The 15,641-nt window shown below is 73.3% G+C and carries 14 protein-coding genes; 9 read left to right on the top strand and 5 right to left on the bottom strand.

From position 1 onward, the window contains the following. Positions 1–8: 8 nt before the first annotated feature. Positions 9–1,139, bottom strand: coding sequence for a glycine cleavage system aminomethyltransferase GcvT (gcvT, locus tag AC0AIB_RS25120; RefSeq protein ID WP_328344209.1), 1,131 nt, complete (start codon positions 1,137–1,139; stop codon positions 9–11). A gap of 161 nt (positions 1,140–1,300) precedes the next feature. Here gcvT and AC0AIB_RS25115 point away from each other — a divergent pair, with 161 nt between their 5' ends. Continuing rightward, positions 1,301–2,872: a leucyl aminopeptidase gene (locus AC0AIB_RS25115; protein WP_465097598.1), complete on the top strand. Its 1,572-nt coding sequence runs from the start codon at positions 1,301–1,303 to the stop codon at positions 2,870–2,872. Between the two features lie 142 nt (positions 2,873–3,014). Here AC0AIB_RS25115 and AC0AIB_RS25110 read toward each other — a convergent pair whose 3' ends face one another. Then, positions 3,015–3,344, bottom strand: a complete 330-nt coding sequence (locus AC0AIB_RS25110) for a hypothetical protein (RefSeq protein ID WP_328344206.1) — start codon at positions 3,342–3,344, stop codon at positions 3,015–3,017. 142 nt (positions 3,345–3,486) lie between these two features. On the opposite strand from AC0AIB_RS25110, the gene lpdA reads away from it, so the two are divergent. After that, a complete protein-coding gene (gene lpdA, locus AC0AIB_RS25105) occupies positions 3,487–4,914 on the top strand; it encodes a dihydrolipoyl dehydrogenase (RefSeq protein WP_328344205.1) in 1,428 nt (475 codons plus the stop codon). 71 nt (positions 4,915–4,985) lie between these two features. Beyond that, on the top strand, positions 4,986–6,800 hold the full coding sequence (gene sucB, locus AC0AIB_RS25100) for a 2-oxoglutarate dehydrogenase, E2 component, dihydrolipoamide succinyltransferase (protein WP_465097597.1): 1,815 nt from the start codon (positions 4,986–4,988) through the stop codon (positions 6,798–6,800). A 170-nt stretch (positions 6,801–6,970) separates the two neighbouring features. On the opposite strand, the gene AC0AIB_RS25095 is transcribed toward sucB, so the two are convergent. Beyond that, positions 6,971–7,915 carry an SDR family NAD(P)-dependent oxidoreductase gene (locus tag AC0AIB_RS25095; RefSeq protein ID WP_465097596.1) on the bottom strand — a complete coding sequence of 315 codons (945 nt, stop codon included), beginning with the start codon at positions 7,913–7,915 and terminating at the stop codon, positions 6,971–6,973. Positions 7,916–8,092: 177 nt separating this feature from the next. Here AC0AIB_RS25095 and AC0AIB_RS25090 point away from each other — a divergent pair, with 177 nt between their 5' ends. From AC0AIB_RS25090 to AC0AIB_RS25075, 4 genes are all read left to right on the top strand, one after another. Next, a complete protein-coding gene (locus AC0AIB_RS25090; RefSeq protein ID WP_465097595.1) occupies positions 8,093–8,662 on the top strand; it encodes a TetR/AcrR family transcriptional regulator in 570 nt (189 codons plus the stop codon). Between the two features lie 99 nt (positions 8,663–8,761). After that, positions 8,762–10,156, top strand: coding sequence for a low temperature requirement protein A (locus AC0AIB_RS25085; protein WP_328344199.1), 1,395 nt, complete (start codon positions 8,762–8,764; stop codon positions 10,154–10,156). A gap of 77 nt (positions 10,157–10,233) precedes the next feature. Next, positions 10,234–10,779, top strand: a complete 546-nt coding sequence (locus tag AC0AIB_RS25080; RefSeq protein WP_328344197.1) for a hemerythrin domain-containing protein — start codon at positions 10,234–10,236, stop codon at positions 10,777–10,779. A gap of 178 nt (positions 10,780–10,957) precedes the next feature. Then, positions 10,958–11,875, top strand: coding sequence for an LLM class flavin-dependent oxidoreductase (locus AC0AIB_RS25075; RefSeq protein ID WP_465097594.1), 918 nt, complete (start codon positions 10,958–10,960; stop codon positions 11,873–11,875). Here AC0AIB_RS25075 and AC0AIB_RS25070 read toward each other — a convergent pair. Continuing rightward, complete coding sequence (locus AC0AIB_RS25070) at positions 11,844–12,221, bottom strand: MerR family transcriptional regulator (protein WP_465097593.1); 378 nt, start codon at positions 12,219–12,221, stop codon at positions 11,844–11,846. The genes AC0AIB_RS25075 and AC0AIB_RS25070 overlap by 32 nt on opposite strands. A 55-nt stretch (positions 12,222–12,276) precedes the next feature. Here AC0AIB_RS25070 and AC0AIB_RS25065 point away from each other — a divergent pair, with 55 nt between their 5' ends. Next, positions 12,277–13,275: an aldo/keto reductase gene (locus tag AC0AIB_RS25065; protein WP_465097592.1), complete on the top strand. Its 999-nt coding sequence runs from the start codon at positions 12,277–12,279 to the stop codon at positions 13,273–13,275. Positions 13,276–13,327: 52 nt separating this feature from the next. Further along, positions 13,328–14,227, top strand: coding sequence for a TIGR01777 family oxidoreductase (locus AC0AIB_RS25060; RefSeq protein WP_328344189.1), 900 nt, complete (start codon positions 13,328–13,330; stop codon positions 14,225–14,227). 49 nt (positions 14,228–14,276) lie between these two features. Here the strand turns inward: AC0AIB_RS25060 and AC0AIB_RS25055 are convergent, their stop codons facing one another. Further along, entirely contained in the window at positions 14,277–15,494 is a 1,218-nt protein-coding gene (locus tag AC0AIB_RS25055; protein ID WP_465097591.1) for an extracellular catalytic domain type 1 short-chain-length polyhydroxyalkanoate depolymerase, read from the bottom strand. Between the last annotated feature and the right edge of the window lie 147 nt (positions 15,495–15,641).

Below are 15,641 nucleotides of genomic sequence, written 5' to 3'. Positions count from 1 at the left end.
GGGTGGGGTTAGCGGACTGAGGGGGTGACGAAGGGGGGGCGGGTGAGGCGCATCTGGGCGCGGCGGCCCCGGATGTCGACCTCGACGAGGTCGCCGTCGGCGAGTTTCGGGGCGGTGTCCACCAGAGCCAGGGCGATGCCCTGCTTGCGGGTCGGGCTGAAGGTGCCGCTGGTGATCGTGCCGACGGGGGCGTCGTCGGCGTACACGGTCATGCCGGCGCGGGGGATGGCCCGGTCGACGGCCTCCAGGCCGCGCAGCGTACGGCGGGGGCCGGCGGCCTTCTCGGCCCGCAGCGCGTCGCGGCCCCAGAAGGCCGGCTTGTCCCAGCCCACCGCCCAGCCGGAGCGGCCCTGCACCGGGGTGATCTCCAGGGACAGGTCCTGACCGTGCAGCGGGTAGCCCATCTCGGTGCGCAGGGTGTCCCGGGCGCCCAGCCCGCAGGCCCGCAGGTCGACACCCGCACCCGCGGCGAGGAGCGCGTCCCAGACGGCGACGGCGTGCCCGGCCGGCACCACCAGCTCGTAGCCCAGCTCGCCGGTGTACCCGGTGCGGCAGACGGTCAGCTCGGCGTCGGCAAGCGTCGCCGGGGAGAAGCTCATGTAGTCGTGCCCGGTGGGCAGGGCCAGCGCGTCGAGCAGCTCGGCGGAGCGCGGACCCTGCACGGCCAGCACCGCGTACCGGTCGTGCTCGTCGGTCACCTCGACGCCGGCCGGTGCGGCGGCGCGCAGCCGGCGTACCACCTCGGCGGTGTTCGCCGCGTTCGGGACGAGGAAGACGTGGTCGTCGGCGTACCGGTAGGCGATGACGTCGTCGACCACCCCGCCGGTGGCGTCGTCGCAGCAGAGCGTGTACTGCGCCTGGCCGGCTCCGATCCGGTCCAGGTCGTTGGTCAGGCAGGAGTTGACGTACCGCGCCGCGCCCGCGCCGGTGACCCGTGCCTTGCCCAGGTGCGAGACGTCGAAGACGCCGACCGCGGTCCGCACCGCCGTGTGCTCCCGGAGCACGCCGCCGCCGGCGTACTCCAGCGGCATCTCCCAGCCCCCGAAGGGGGCGAACTTGGCGCCGAGCGCGGTGTGCCGCGCGTGCAGCGGGGAACGGCGCAGCCGGGTCGCGGCAGCGTCGGAGGTCACGTCCGTCATGGGTGGCAACTTACCGGTGGCTGCGCCGCTGGTTAGCATCGGCGGGACCCGTCGGCACATCGGCGGGACGCACCCGCGCTCCGGCGGCTCAGTCGCCACCGGAGACCATCACCGCCGGTACGCGACGACGCGGCCGGCCCGGCCCGCCCGGAGTAGCTTCAGTGACATCGTCCAGCACCACCCTCAGCCTGGTCGACACCGACCCCGCCGAACTCGCGGTCGACGCGATCGTGATCGGCCTGCACAGCCAGACCACCGGCCCGGACGCCACGAGCGGTCCCGGCGGTTCCCTGCTGCTGGCCGACGGTGCGGAGAGCATCGCCGCCGCGTTCGACGGCAAGCTGACCGAGACGTTGGCCCTGCTCGGCGCGACCGGCGGCCCCGGCGAAGTGATCAAGCTGGCCACGCTGGGCACCGTCACCGCCCCGTTGGTCGTGGCGGTCGGGCTGGGCCCGGAGCCGACCGGTGCCGCCCCCGGCCCGGAGACCCTGCGCCGAGGGGCCGGTGCGGCGGTCCGGGCGCTGGCCGGAGCGCCCCGGGTGGCGCTGAGCCTGCCGCTGCCCGACGACGCCGACGCCCCGGCCGCCTTGCGCGCGGTCGCCGAGGGCGCGTTGCTCGGCGGTTACCGGTTCGCCGGCTACAAGACCAGGCCGCAGCCCTCCCGGCGGGAGCCGGTGGCCGAGGTGCTGATCGCCGTGCCGGACGCCGCCGACGCGACCGCCCTGGCCGAGGTCGACCGGGCCACCGTGGTGGCCGGTGCGGTACGTACCAGCCGGGACTGGGTCAACACCGCGCCGAACGAGTTGCGTCCGCCGGCCTTCGCCGAGATCGTCGCCACCGCCGCGCGGGCCGCGGGGCTCGACGTCGAGGTGCTTGACGAGGCGGAGCTACGGGCCGGCGGGTACGGCGGAATCACCGCCGTCGGGCAGGGCTCGGAGGCCCCGCCTCGCCTGGTCAAGCTGACCTGGACCCCGTCGGGCGAGACCAACGGCAAGCGGGTGGCGCTGGTCGGCAAGGGCATCACCTTCGACACCGGCGGCATCTCGATCAAGTCGGCGCAGGGCATGTGGGAGATGAAGTCCGACATGGCCGGCGCGGCTGCCGTCGGCGCGGCGATGCTGGCGATCGCCGCACTCAAGCCGTCCGTGACGGTGACCGGTTACCTGCCGATGGCCGAGAACATGCCGTCGGGCACCAGCTACCGGCCGGGTGACGTGGTCACCATGTTCAACGGCAAGAAGGTCGAGGTGCTCAACACCGACGCCGAAGGCCGGATGATCCTCGGCGACGCGATGGCCCGCGCCTGCGCCGACGGCACCGACTACCTGTTCGAGACCTCCACCCTGACCGGTGGGCAGGTGGTCGCGTTGGGCAAGCGGATCGCCGGGGTGATGGGCACGCCGGAGCTGTGCGAGCGGGTGAAGGCGGCCGGCGACTCCGTCGGTGAGCCGGCCTGGCCGATGCCGCTGCCGGAGGACGTACGCAAGGGCATGGACTCGGACGTGGCGGACATCTCGCAGGTCAACGCGGGCATGGACCGGGCCGGTCACATGCTCCAGGGTGGGGTGTTCCTGCGCGAGTTCGTCACCGACGAGGTGGCCTGGGCGCACATCGACATCGCCGGTCCCAGCTACCACTCGGGCGAGCCGACCGGCTACTGGACCAAGGGCGGCACCGGGGTGCCGGTCCGCACCCTGGTGCAGCTGGTCGAGGACGTCGCCGCCAACGGCTGACGGATTCGCGACACGTGGACGGGGCCGCCCACGGGTGCCCGTCCACGCGTCGCTGATCGGGCACGGCGTCGCTGATCGGGCACGGCGCGCAGCGGAGCGCCGCGGCCGGCACCGGGTCGGTCGGTCCCGGACGGGGCCGCCGTCAGAACAGCTCGGGTCGGCGTTTGCGGCGCTCGTTGTAGTCGCGCATCCGCTGCGGATAGCCCATCAGCCGGACGTCGTAGATGGGGATGCCCAGGGCGTGCGCGAAGCGGCGGGCGCCGTCCGGGCCGTCGATGCGCCGCCGGGTCCACTCGCCGTCGTCGGCGATCATGATGACGGTGGTCTCGGTGACGGTTGTCCGTGGTTCGAGGTACGCCTCGACGCCCCGCCGGGTGCGGACGAAGTTGGCCAGATGATCCAGGTCGGCCCGGTCGGCCGGCCGGTCACGGTTGGCCGCGGTCGGCGGTTTACGTCGCCGGAACAGCGCCACCGGGCTCCTCCTCTCCCCCGTCCGTCATCGAGGACGGTGCCAAGAGTACGTGTCCGGGACGTGTCGTTGGGCACCTCGGTACGCGCTACGGACGGGCAAGTGACAAGATGACCGAGGTGGGGTCTGCCCGTGCCGCCCCGCCGTGACCCCCCGATGCAGCGAAGCGACCAGGGAGTTGGACGTGAGCGAGCCGAACGACGCAACCTTCGACATCGTCATTCTCGGAGGTGGCAGCGGCGGCTACGCGGCGGCGCTGCGTGCCGCCCAGCTTGACCTTTCCGTCGCGCTCGTCGAGAAGGGCAAGCTCGGCGGCACCTGTCTGCACAACGGCTGCATCCCCACCAAGGCGCTGCTGCACGCGGCCGAGATCGCCGACCAGACCCGCGAGTCCGAGCAGTTCGGCGTCAAGGCCGAGCTGGTCGGCATCGACATGGCCGGGGTCAACTCGTACAAGGACGGGGTGATCTCCCGGCTGTACAAGGGCCTGCAGGGGCTGGTCGGCAGCAACAAGAACATCACCTTCGTGGCGGGCGCCGGCAAGCTGGTCGGCAGGAACGTCGTCGAGGTGGACGGCAAGCGGTACACCGGCCGCAACGTGATCCTGGCCTCCGGCTCGTACGCGAAGAGCCTGCCCGGCCTGGAGGTCGACGGCGAGCGGATCATCACCAGCGACCACGCGCTGACCCTGGACCGGGTCCCGGCGTCGGTGATCGTGCTGGGTGGTGGCGTGATCGGCGTCGAGTTCGCCAGCGTCTGGAAGTCCTTCGGGGTGGACGTGACGATCGTCGAGGCGCTGCCCCGGCTGGTCGCCGCCGAGGACGAGGAGTCGTCGAAGGCGCTGGAGCGGGCGTTCCGCAAGCGGAAGATCAACTTCAAGGTCGGCAAGCCGTTCGAGAAGGTCGAGAAGACCGAGAAGGGCGTCAAGCTGACCATCTCCGGCGGCGAGACCGTCGAGGCCGAGCTGCTGCTGGTCGCCGTCGGCCGGGGGCCGAACACCGCCGATCTCGGCTACGAGGAGCAGGGCGTCAAGCTCGACCGGGGTTACGTGCTGACCGACGAGCGGCTGCGCACCGGCGTGCCGAACGTCTACGCGGTCGGCGACATCGTGCCCGGCCTGCAGCTCGCCCACCGCGGCTTCGCCCAGGGCATCTTCGTCGCCGAGGAGATCGCCGGCCTGAACCCGGCCGTGATCGACGAGGCCGGCATCCCGCGCGTCACCTACTCCGACCCCGAGCTGGCGTCGGTGGGCCTGACCGAGGCGAAGGCCAAGGAGCAGTACGGCGACAAGGTCAGCACCTACAACTACAACCTGGGTGGCAACGGCAAGAGCCAGATCCTCAAGACCGCCGGTTTCGTGAAGCTGGTCCGGGTCGAGGACGGCCCGGTGGTCGGCGTACACATGGTGGGTGCCCGGGTCGGTGAGCTGATCGGCGAGGCGCAGCTCATCTACAACTGGGAGGCCTACCCGGCGGAGGTGGCGCAGCTCGTACACGCCCACCCGACCCAGAACGAGGCCCTGGGCGAGGCACACCTGGCCCTGGCCGGCAAGCCGCTGCACGCGCACGCCTGACCCACACTCATTCCGCGACGCCGGCGGCAAGCGGGCGAGGATCGCACCAGGCCACGAAGGAGTTTCAGAACATGCCGGTATCGGTCACCATGCCTCGGCTCGGCGAGAGCGTCACCGAGGGCACCGTCACCCGCTGGCTCAAGCAGGAGGGTGAGACCGTCGAGGTCGACGAGCCGCTGCTCGAGGTGTCGACCGACAAGGTCGACACCGAGATCCCCTCCCCCGCGGCGGGGGTGCTGAGCCGGATCGTGGTCGCCGAGGACGAGACCGCCGAGGTGGGCAGCGAGCTGGCGGTCATCTCCGGCGAGGGCGAGTCGGCCGGCGGGCAGGAGGACGGCGAGGCCGGCGGGCAGGAGCAGGCCGAGCCGGCCGCCGAGCCGACGGCCGCCGCCGAGGGCACCGCCCCGGAGCCGGAGCAGCCGGCCCAGGAGCAGCCGGCGGCGCAGGCCGCCCCGGCGTCCTCCGGCGAGGGCACCGCGGTGAAGATGCCGGCCCTGGGCGAGAGCGTCACCGAGGGCACCGTCACCCGCTGGCTCAAGCAGGTAGGCGAGACCGTCGAGGTCGACGAGCCGCTGCTGGAGGTCTCCACCGACAAGGTCGACACCGAGATCCCGTCGCCTGTCGCCGGCACCGTCCTGGAGATCAAGGTCCCCGAGGACGAGACCGCCGCGGTCGGCGCGGACCTGGCGATCATCGGCGCGGCGGGCGCGGCCCCGGCCGAGCCGGAGCCGGAGCCCGCCCCGAAGGCGGCGGCCCAGCCCGCGCCGAAGCCGGAGCCGAAGCCCGAGGTCACCGAGCCGACTCCGGGTGCCGGGTACAACGAGCCGGCCGCCGAGGCCGAGTCGGCGGCCCAGCCGGCACAGGCCGAGCAGGCCGCCCAGCCCGCCGCGCCCACGGCGACGCCGGCCCGGTCGGCCGTTCCCGCCCAGGGTGGCGGCGAGGAGGCCGCCGGTTACGTCACCCCGCTGGTCCGCAAGCTGGCCGGCGAGCACGGCGTCGACCTGGCGTCGGTCAACGGCACCGGGGTCGGCGGCCGGATCCGCAAGCAGGACGTGCTGGAGGCGGCGGAGAAGGCGAAGGCGGCCAAGGCCGCCCCGGCCCCCACCGCGCAGCCGGCCGCCGCGGCCCCGGCGAAGCCTGCGGCCAAGGCGCAGCCGAGCGGCAAGCGCGGCAGCACCGAGAAGCTGACCCGCATCCGCAAGGCCATCGCCACCCGGTTGCAGGAGTCGCTGCACGAGATGGCGCAGCTGACCACCGTGATCGAGGTGGACGTCACCCGGATCGCCAAGCTGCGGGCGCAGGCGAAGGACTCGTTCCAGCAGCGGCACGGTGTGAAGCTGTCGTTCCTGCCGTTCTTCGCCCTGGCCGCGATCGAGGCGCTGCAGACGTACCCGATCGTGAACGCCCGGATGGACCTCGACGCCGGCACCATCACCTACCCGGACGCCGAGAACCTCGGCATCGCGGTGGACACCGAGCGCGGCCTGCTGACGCCGGTCATCCACAACGCCGGTGACCTCAACCTGGGCGGCATCGCCAAGCGGGTCGCCGACCTGGCCGAGCGCACCCGGACCAACAAGATCAGCCCGGACGAGATCGCCGGGGCGACCTTCACGCTTACCAACACCGGCAGCCGGGGGGCGCTCTTCGACACCCCGATCGTGCCGTCGCCGCAGTCGGCGATGCTCGGCACGGGTGCCGTGGTGAAGCGTCCGGTCGTGGTGAGCGACCCCGACCTGGGCGAGGTCGTCGCGGTCCGGTCCATGGTCTACCTGGCCCTGTCCTACGACCACCGGCTGATCGACGGCGCCGACGCGGCCCGCTTCCTGGTCGCGGTCAAGGAGCGGCTGGAGGGCGGCAACTTCGAGGCCGAGTTGGGCCTGTAACACCCGCGTGCACGGAGGCGCCCCGGTCGGTCGGCCGGGGCGCCTCCGCCATCTCCGCGCCGGCTGTGTCGGCAGCCGGCACCGGATGCCGACCGCCGGCCCCGGCCCGTCCGGCTGCGGCACGGCACCGAAGGACCTACGGGTCAGCCGCGCAGGGTCTGCCCTACGGGTCAGCCGCGCAGGGTCTGCGCGGAGACCGTCCAGAGCCGCTCGGCGGCGGCCGGGTCGAGGGCGTACGCGGCGACGCCGGTGCGGGTGCCGGGTTGGTGCGGGCCGGCCTGCTGGCAGTCCTCGAAGTACCGGCCGCCGATCCCGTCGAGCAGCGGCGAGGTGGCGACCAGGACCGAGGTGGCGGCCCCCTGCTCGACGGTCTTCCAGTTGGCCGCGCCGCCACCGCTGGCGGCCCGCATCCGCGCCAACTCCTCGGCGCTGACGTGGCGCTGGAGGTTGGTCCGGATCGCGCCGGGCATCAGCGCGTTGCTGAAGATGCCGTCGTCGGCCCAGCGCCGGGTCGCCTCGACGGCGAAGAGCACGTTGGCGGTCTTCGACTGCCCGTACGCCTCCCACGGGTCGTAGGGGCGCTGCTGGAAGTGGATGTCGTCGAAGACCACCGGTGAACGCAGGTGCCCTGCGGAGCTGACCGAGACGATCCGGGCGCCGTCGGCGGCGGCGAGGGCGCGGTGCAGCCCGGTGGCGAGGGCGAAGTGGCCGAGGTGGTTGGTGGCGAACTGCAACTCCCAGCCCTCGGGGGTACGCCGTTCGGGCGACGCCATCACGCCGGCGTTGTCGACAAGCAGGTGCAGCGGCCCGTCCCAGGTGGACACGAAGGCGGCCACCGAGGCCTGGTCGGCGAGGTCGAGCGGGGCGACAAGCAGCCTGTCGTTCCCGGTGCTGGCGGTGATCTCCCCGGCGGTCCGGTGGCCAGCGTCGAGGTCGCGTACGGCCAGGGTGACCTCGGCCCCGGCGGCGGCGAGCGCGCGGGCGGTCTCCACGCCGATGCCCGAGGCACCGCCGGTCACCACGGCACGGCGGCCGGTGAGGTCGACGTCCCGGACCACCTCCAGGGCGGTGCTGCCGGCGTCGAAGGGCGTGCGGACTGGTGCGTTGGTGGTCATGATCCATCCTTGTCCGGCGCGGCGTGGGCCGGGCGGCCCGGCCGCTACGATGAGAAGTGGAGGCCCCTCCGTTACAGGTGCCGAGCCTAACCGGAGGTTCCTCCGTTTGCCAGCCGGCCGACGACCGCAGCAACCGTGCCGGCCGCCGACACCGCTGCACCAATCCCAGGAGGCGACGTGCCGCAGACCGGCCCTCGACCGATGCGCGCCGATGCGCTGCGCAACCGGCAGCGGCTGCTCGACACCGCCGTCCGGGCGTTCTCCCGGCAGGGGCCGGCGGTGACGCTGGACGCGATCGCCCGCGAAGCCGGGGTCGGCATCGGCACCCTCTACCGGCACTTCCCCACCCGGGAGGCGCTGGTCGAGGCCGCCTACCGCAGTGAGCTGGCCAAGCTCTGCGCCGCCGCCGACGAGCTGCTGGCCCGGCTGCCCGCCACCGAGGCGACCCGGGCCTGGATGGACCACTTCGTCGACTACCTGGCCACCAAGCGGGGCATGGCCGACGCCCTGCGCCTGGTGGTCGCCGCCGGCACCAACCCGTACGCGCAGAGCCGGGACCTGCTGATGGCCGCGCTGACCCGGCTGCTGGCGGCCGGCGTCGCCGCCGGCACGATCCGCCCGGACGTCGACCCGGGAGACGTGCTGGCCGGGCTCAGCGGGATGTCCCTGGCGGCCCAGGGGCCGGAGCAGCGCGACCTCGCCGGCCGCCTGCTCGACCTGCTGATGGCGGGGCTGCGCCGGCACTGACGGCCGGACTGCCGACACCGACGGCCGGACTGCGCCGGCACCCGGCCGGTTGAATCGAATCCCGCCCCCGGGCGCACCCGGCGCTGCCAGAGTGAATCAATGGGCGGCAGACGGCGGTACGGCGGGCTCGGCCCGGCCGTGGCCGTGGCACCCGGTGCCCGGGTCGACAAGTTCGAGGTCTTCTTCGACCTGGTCTTCGTCGTCTCGTTCTTCATCATCACCCGGGCCACCGCCGCCGAGATCAGCGGCCGGCAGCTGCTGCACGCCGGCCTGGTGCTCGCCGTGCTCTGGTGGTGCTGGGTGGTGCACAGCATGGCCGCCACCCGGCTGCGGCTCGGCGAGGGCTTCGTCCCGGTGCTGATGGTGGCCGCGATGGCCTCCCTGTTCGCGTTCGCGCTGGCCCTGCCGCAGGCGTTCAGCCCTCCACAGGGCGATCTGGCCGGGCCTCTGGTGGTGGCGGTCAGCTACGTGGTCGTCCGGGGCGTACACGTGGTGCTGTTCCTGCGTGCTGCGCGGGACAACCCGCCGGACCGGCGTCACCTGCTCCACTTCCTGCCCGAGCTGCTGGCCAGCACCGTGCTGCTGCTGGCGGCGGCGCTGGCCCCGGTGGCGATCGAGGACTCCGGCCGGGCCGGGCTGGTCCGCGACGTGCTCTGGATCCTGGTGGTGCTGGTCCAGTACGGCACCGGGCTGGTCGCCGGCACCTGGAGCTGGGTGGTGACCTCCGCCGAACACTGGACCGAACGGTACGACCTCATCCTGATCATCGCGCTCGGCGAGTCGATCATCTCGGTCGGCGTCGGGGGCAACGTCCTCGGTAAGCCGGTGACCTGGCCCGGGGTCGTCGCCGCCACGTTCGGCATCGTCTTCACCGCCGCGCTGTGGTGGGCACACTTCGACCTGATCGGCCCGGCCGCCCGGATCGCCCTGCACGCGGCGGCCGGCCGCCGCCGGGCGACCATGGCCCGGGACGCCTACGCCTACCTCTACCTGCCGATGATCGCGGGCATCATCCTGTTCGCGATCGGCAGTGAGGAGTTGGTCGCCGCGGTCACCGATCCGGCCAGCGGGATCGGCGAGCATGCCCACGCATCGGCCGTGCCGTTGTTCTTCGGCGGGGTGATCTGCTATCTGGCCAGCAACATGCTGTTCCAACTGCGCACCCTGCACACGTTGAGCTGGAGCCGGGTCGGCGTGCTGGTGGTGCTCGCCGCCGCCATGCCGGTCGCGGCGGGGCTGTCGGCGCTGGGTGCGCTGGCGCTGCTGACCGTCATCTGCGTCGGGCTGATCGCGGTGGAGATGGTGACCCTGGGAGGTTCCCGGCAGGCCCTGCGCCAGGCCGTGCACGACGAACGGGTCAACCACGAGGCGCAGGAGGCCGCCTGGCGGACCCGCTGGCACGAGGATGAGCCGGACAGCACGCCGGGTGAACGGCCGGACAGCACGCCGGGTGCGCCGCTGCAGGGGTCGGACAGCCCGCCCGGCGCGTCGTAGGATCAATGCCAGCGTCGCAGTGCACCCGGCAAGGAGACCGCCGAGGGCATGGAGGCGCGGGACAGCATGGGACACACGTGCACCCCGATTCCACTCCGGCCGACCGCCTGACCGCGCTCGGCCACCAACTCGTAGAGATCCACCTCTGGCTCCTCGACGAGCTCGACCAACTCCGGGCCGGCCTCGACGCCGGGCCGCCGGCCGACGCCGGTCCACCCGCAGGCTCGGGCCGGCTCGCAGACGGCCGGCTGCGCAACCTGCGTACCCACTGCCTGAGCTTCTGTGCGGCGCTGACCCGGCATCACACCGGCGAGGACGCCGGCGCGTTCCGGGTGCTCGCCGACGAGGCACCCGAGCTGCGGCCCGTGCTGGACAAGCTCAGCCGGGACCATCGCATGGTCGACTGGATCGTGCGCCGGATCGAGGCGCTGGTCGCCGATCCACCGGTCGACGACCCGGCAGCCCTCGACCGGGTACGCGTCGAACTGGACGGTCTCTCCGCCATCCTCGGCTCGCACTTCCGCTACGAGGAACGCACCCTCACCGCCGCCCTCGACGCGCTCGGCACCCGGGCCGGCAACACCGAGGAACTGCTCGGGGTGACCCCACCGCCGGACTGGTGACCCCACGGACAGCACCGGGACGGGCCGACGGCACGACAGGCGGGAGCACCGGGCCGGGCGGACAGCCCGAACGGGCGCGCGGCAGACTCCGGCCGGGAGAGCGGGCGGTGATTCTCCGGTTGGCAGAATCCGGGCGTACGGGATGGCCGGGACGGCCCTCGACGGCGAAGCTTGCCCGGTGACCGTCTTCTCACTCCAGGCCACCCCGACCGATGCGGCGAGCTGGATCGCGCTCGCCCGCCGGGCCGAGGCGGCCGGCTTCGACGCCCTGCTCGCCGCCGACCACCCGGGCGCCGTGACGTCCCCGTTCGTCGCGCTCGCCGCCGCCGCGCCGGTGACCACCACGATCGGGCTCGGCTCGTACGTGTCGAACCTGGGCGTCCGGGAACCGATCCTGCTCGCCGCCGACGTGTCCACCCTCGACCTGCTCTCCGGTGGCCGGGCCCGGCTCGGCGTCGGCGCCGGGCACACCCCGGCCGAGTGGGCCGCCGTCGGCCGGGTACGCCCCGACGTGGCCGGCCGGGTACGCCGCTGCGTGGCCGTCGCCGAGGCGGTCCGCGCCCTGCTCGACGGCTCCCCGGTGACCGTCGACTCCCCCGACCTGGTCGCCCGGGAGGCCCGGCTGACCTCGCCCCGACCCGTGCAGGACCGCATCCCGCTGACCATGGGGACCGCCAACTCGACGCTGCTGCGCTGGGCCGGCGCGCACGCCGACGTGGTCGGGTTGACCGGCTTCGGGCGTACCCTCGCCGACGGTCACCGGCACGAGGCGCGCTGGCGGACCGACCAGATCGAGGCCCAGCTCGCGCACGTCGCCGCCGGCGCGGTCGGCCGGGACACCCCGCCCGCGCTGGAGGCGCTGGTGCAGACGGTGGTGGTCACCGACGACGCCGGGGCCGCCGCCGCCGAGCAGGCCGACCGGGTGGGCCTGACCGTCACCGAGCTGCTGGCCACCCCGTTCGTGTTGATCGGCACGGTGGACGAGATCGTCGCGGCGGTCGCGGCACACCGGCGCCGCTGGGGCGTCACCCGCTTCGTGGTACGCCGTGACGCCCTCGACCCGCTCACCCCGGTCCTGACCCGCCTGCTGCGGTGATGCCCTGGTAGAAGCGGATCTTCTCGCGCAGGTGGTCGTACTGCCGTTGGAGCAGCCTCAACTGTTCCTCGACCCGGGCGGCGTGCTGTTCCAGCAGCTCCTGCCGCGCGCCGATGGTGTGCTCCCCCGCGCGGGACAGCTCGGCGTAGCGGCACATCTCGGCGATCGGCATACCGGTGTCGCGCAGGCAGCGGTAGACCAGCAGCCAGCTCAGGTCCTCGTCGGTGAAGACCCGACGGCCACCCGAGGTGCGTCCGATGCCGCTGAGCAGGCCGATCTTCTCGTAATAGCGCAGGGTGTCGAGGCTGAACCCGCTGCGCCGGGCAGCCTCCGAGGGCGGATACATGACCCGGATCCTAAGGCTTGACCTGGAGCGCACTCCAGGTTGAAGACTTGTCGGCATGACGATGACACGGACTCTGGGCCGCAGCGGAATCGAGGTCGGCGCGATCGGCATGGGGTGCTGGGCGATCGGCGGCCCGCTGTGGGGCGACGACGGCCAGCCGTTCGGTTGGGGCGAGGTGGACGACGACGAGTCGGTCGCCACCATCCACCACGCCCTAGACCTGGGTGTCACCCTCTTCGACACGGCGAGCAACTACGGTGCCGGGCACAGCGAGCGGGTGCTGGGCCGGGCGCTGGCCGGCCGGCGGGACCGGGCGGTGATCACCACCAAGTTCGGCAACCGTTCCGACGAGGCGACCCGGCGGGCGCTCGGCGTCGACGCCAGCCCGGCATACGCGGTGGCCAGCCTGGAGGGGTCGCTGCGCCGGCTCGGCACCGACCATGTCGACCTCTACCTGCTGCACCTCAACGACCTGCCGGCGTCCGCCGCTCTCGACCTGGTCGACACCCTGGAGGGCCTGGTCACCCAGGGCAAGATCCGCGGGTACGGCTGGAGCACCGACAACCCGGAGTCGGCGCGGGTGTTCGCCGACGCCGGGCCGCACTGCATCGCGGTCGAACACGACGAGTCGGTGCTGAACGACAATCCGGAGCTGCTCTCGGTCTGCGACGCGTTCGACCTGGCCAGCCTCAACCGGGGGCCGCTGGCGATGGGCCTGCTCACCGGGGCCACCCGCACGGTGGGCGCGGACGACGTGCGGGGGCGGGCACCGGAGTGGCTGGTCTGGTTCCGCGACGGTCGGCCCACCCCCGAGTGGTCAACCCGGGTGGAGGCGATCCGGGCGGCGTTGACCTCGGACGGCCGTACCCTCACCCAGGGGGCGTTGGGCTGGTTGCTGGCCCGCAGCCCCCGGACGCTGCCGATCCCCGGTTGCCGGACGGTGGCGCAGGCGCGGGAGAACTTCGCCACCCTCGCCCTCGGCCCGCTGCCGGCGGACGCGTTCGCCGAGGTGGAGCGGCTCCTCGCCGACCTGCGTCCGGTCCCCGCCGGCTGAGTCGGCCCGCGTCGGCGCATCCGGATCCGTCCGCGTGCCCGAAGATGGGGGTATGCGGATCCTGATGGCCGGTGCGTCCGGCTTCCTCGGCACCCGGTTGGTCGACCGCCTCACCGGCGACGGGCACCAGGTCACCCGGCTGGTCCGGCGGCCGCCGCGCACCCCCGACGAACGGCGGTGGGACCCGGCCGCCGGGCAGCTCGACCCGGCCGTGGTGGCCGGGGCCGACACGGTGGTCAACCTGGCCGGGGCCGGGGTCGGCGACAAGCGGTGGACCGACGACTACCGCAGGGTGATCCGGTCCAGCCGGGTGGACAGCACCACCACGCTGGCCGTCACCATCGCCGGGTTGCCGGCGGCCGACCGGCCCGGGGTGCTGCTGAACTCCTCGGCGGTCGGTTGGTACGGCGACACCGGCGACCGGGTGGTCGAGGAGGACGCCCCGGCGGGTGAGGGGTTCCTCGCCGACGTGTGCCGGGTCTGGGAGGCGGCGACCCGCCCCGCCGAGGACGCCGGGGTACGGGTGGTGCGGCTGCGGACCGGTCTGCCGCTGCACCGCGACGGCGGGTTGCTCAAACCGCAGTTGCTGCCGTTCAAGCTGGGCATCGCCGGCAGACTGGGCAGCGGGCGGCAGTGGCTACCGTGGATCTCGCTGCGGGACTGGCTGGACGCCACGGTGTTCCTGCTGACCGCCGGGGAGGTCGCCGGCCCGGTCAACGTCGTCGGCCCGAACCCGGTCACCAACGCCGAGTTCACCCGGGAACTGGCCCGCCAGCTGCACCGCCCGGCGATCGTCCCGATCCCGGCGCTCGCCCTGAAGGTCGCCCTGGGCGGCTTCGCCCAGGAGGCCCTGACCAGCACCCGGGTCCTCCCCGCCGTGCTCACCCGGACCGGCTTCGGGTGGACCCTCCCGGCGCTCCCCGCCGCCCTGCACGCCGCCCTCACCGACTGAGCAGGTGGGTGGCGGGGGTGCGCCCCGCGCCTACTGGCCGGTCGGCTGCTCAGCAGCCGACCACCCAGTTGGCGGGGGCGGTCTGCTTCAGGGTGCTGGTGTAGAAGGTGTTGTAGAGGCCCATCCGCTGGTTGCTGCCCAGGGCGTAGGCGTAGCCACCGGACTGGTAGGCGCGGCCGGCGACCACGTGGGCGTAGTTGCTGGCGGTGACACAGGTGGGCGCGGGCGTCGCGGTGGGGGTCGGGCTCGCGGTGGGCGGGGTGGTCAGGGTGGGGCTCGGCGTGGGGGTGGTGCCGCCGTCGAGGCCGAAGAACCGGGCGTCACGGTACGTCGAGCAGATGGTGTCCAGGAAGTACGAGGTCGCGGTGCCGCACTGGTCGGTGCCGGCTCCCGGGTCGACCGGGGTGCCGTGGCCCATCCCGGCGACCCGGTACAGCCGGACGGCGTCGTCGCCGTACACCTCCAGGCTGGTGCCGGCGGGCAGCGACGAGGTGCTGGTCGGGGTCTGCGACACGCCGAGCACGTCGGTCCACTGGTCGCGTGACTCGACGGCGTTGGCCGGCACGACGGTGCTGTCCGAGGTGCCGTGCCAGATCGCCACCCGGGGCCGCCGGCCGGTGTAGCCGGAGTAGGCGGCCCGGACCAGGTCACCCCAGGCCGCCGGGGTCCGGTCCACCCCGCTGTACTGGCAGACGCTCGTCGACGCCGGCGGCGAGCAGCGGTACGGCAGTCCGGCGATCACCGAGCCGGCGGCGAACACCTCGGGGTAGGTGGCGAGCATGACCGCGCTCATCGCCCCGCCGGCCGACAGCCCGCTGACGAAGACCCGACTGCCGTCGAGCCCGTAGGTCGAGGTGGCGTGGGAGACCATCTGGCGGATCGACAGGGCCTCGCCCTGCCCTCGGGTGACGTCCCCCTCGGTGAACCAGTTGAAGCAGGTCAGGGCCTGGTTGGCGGTGGACTGCTGGGGCACGATCAGGGCGAACTTCCACAGGTCGGCGTACTTCTGCCAGCCGGAGTCGGCGACGTAGCCGGCGGCGTTCTGGGTGCAGCCGTGCAGCAGCACCACGGCCGGCGCGCCGGCCGGCAGGCCGTCCGGGCGGTACGCGTACATGGCCAGGTTGCCCGGGTTGCTGCCGAAGCCGGTGACCTGGGTCAGGGTCGCGGCCTGGGCGGGTGCCGCCGCGGTGACCAGGGCGGTCGCGGCGAGCACGGTCGCGGCGAACGCTCCGGCGAGCCGGGTGAGCGGGGAGGAACGGCGACGCATGACGGCCTCCTGTCGACAATGTGGACCGGGTCACCCCGAATGGCCGCGACGTTACGTCCGTGTTGCGAAGTGGCGACATGGCCGCCGTTCACACATTTGTCCTCGCCGATGTAGCGGTCGACCGGGCGGTTCCCGCCCGGCGTCGGG

The organism is Micromonospora sp. DSM 43699 (assembly GCF_055517075.1).
This window is presented reverse-complemented; position numbering and strand designations above follow the sequence as displayed.

Bases quoted from the DNA above. Each gene is read 5' to 3' on its own strand.
- sucB (WP_465097597.1), top strand. From the start codon at position 4,986: ATGCCGGTATCGGTCACCATGCCTCGGCTCGGCGAGAGCGTCACCGAG.
- AC0AIB_RS25055 (WP_465097591.1), bottom strand. From the start codon at position 15,494: ATGCGTCGCCGTTCCTCCCCGCTCACCCGGCTCGCCGGAGCGTTCGCC.
- AC0AIB_RS25060 (WP_328344189.1), top strand. From the start codon at position 13,328: ATGCGGATCCTGATGGCCGGTGCGTCCGGCTTCCTCGGCACCCGGTTG.
- gcvT (WP_328344209.1), bottom strand. From the start codon at position 1,139: ATGACGGACGTGACCTCCGACGCTGCCGCGACCCGGCTGCGCCGTTCC.
- AC0AIB_RS25065 (WP_465097592.1), top strand. From the start codon at position 12,277: ATGACGATGACACGGACTCTGGGCCGCAGCGGAATCGAGGTCGGCGCG.
- AC0AIB_RS25095 (WP_465097596.1), bottom strand. From the start codon at position 7,915: ATGACCACCAACGCACCAGTCCGCACGCCCTTCGACGCCGGCAGCACC.
- AC0AIB_RS25085 (WP_328344199.1), top strand. From the start codon at position 8,762: ATGGGCGGCAGACGGCGGTACGGCGGGCTCGGCCCGGCCGTGGCCGTG.
- AC0AIB_RS25070 (WP_465097593.1), bottom strand. From the start codon at position 12,221: ATGTATCCGCCCTCGGAGGCTGCCCGGCGCAGCGGGTTCAGCCTCGAC.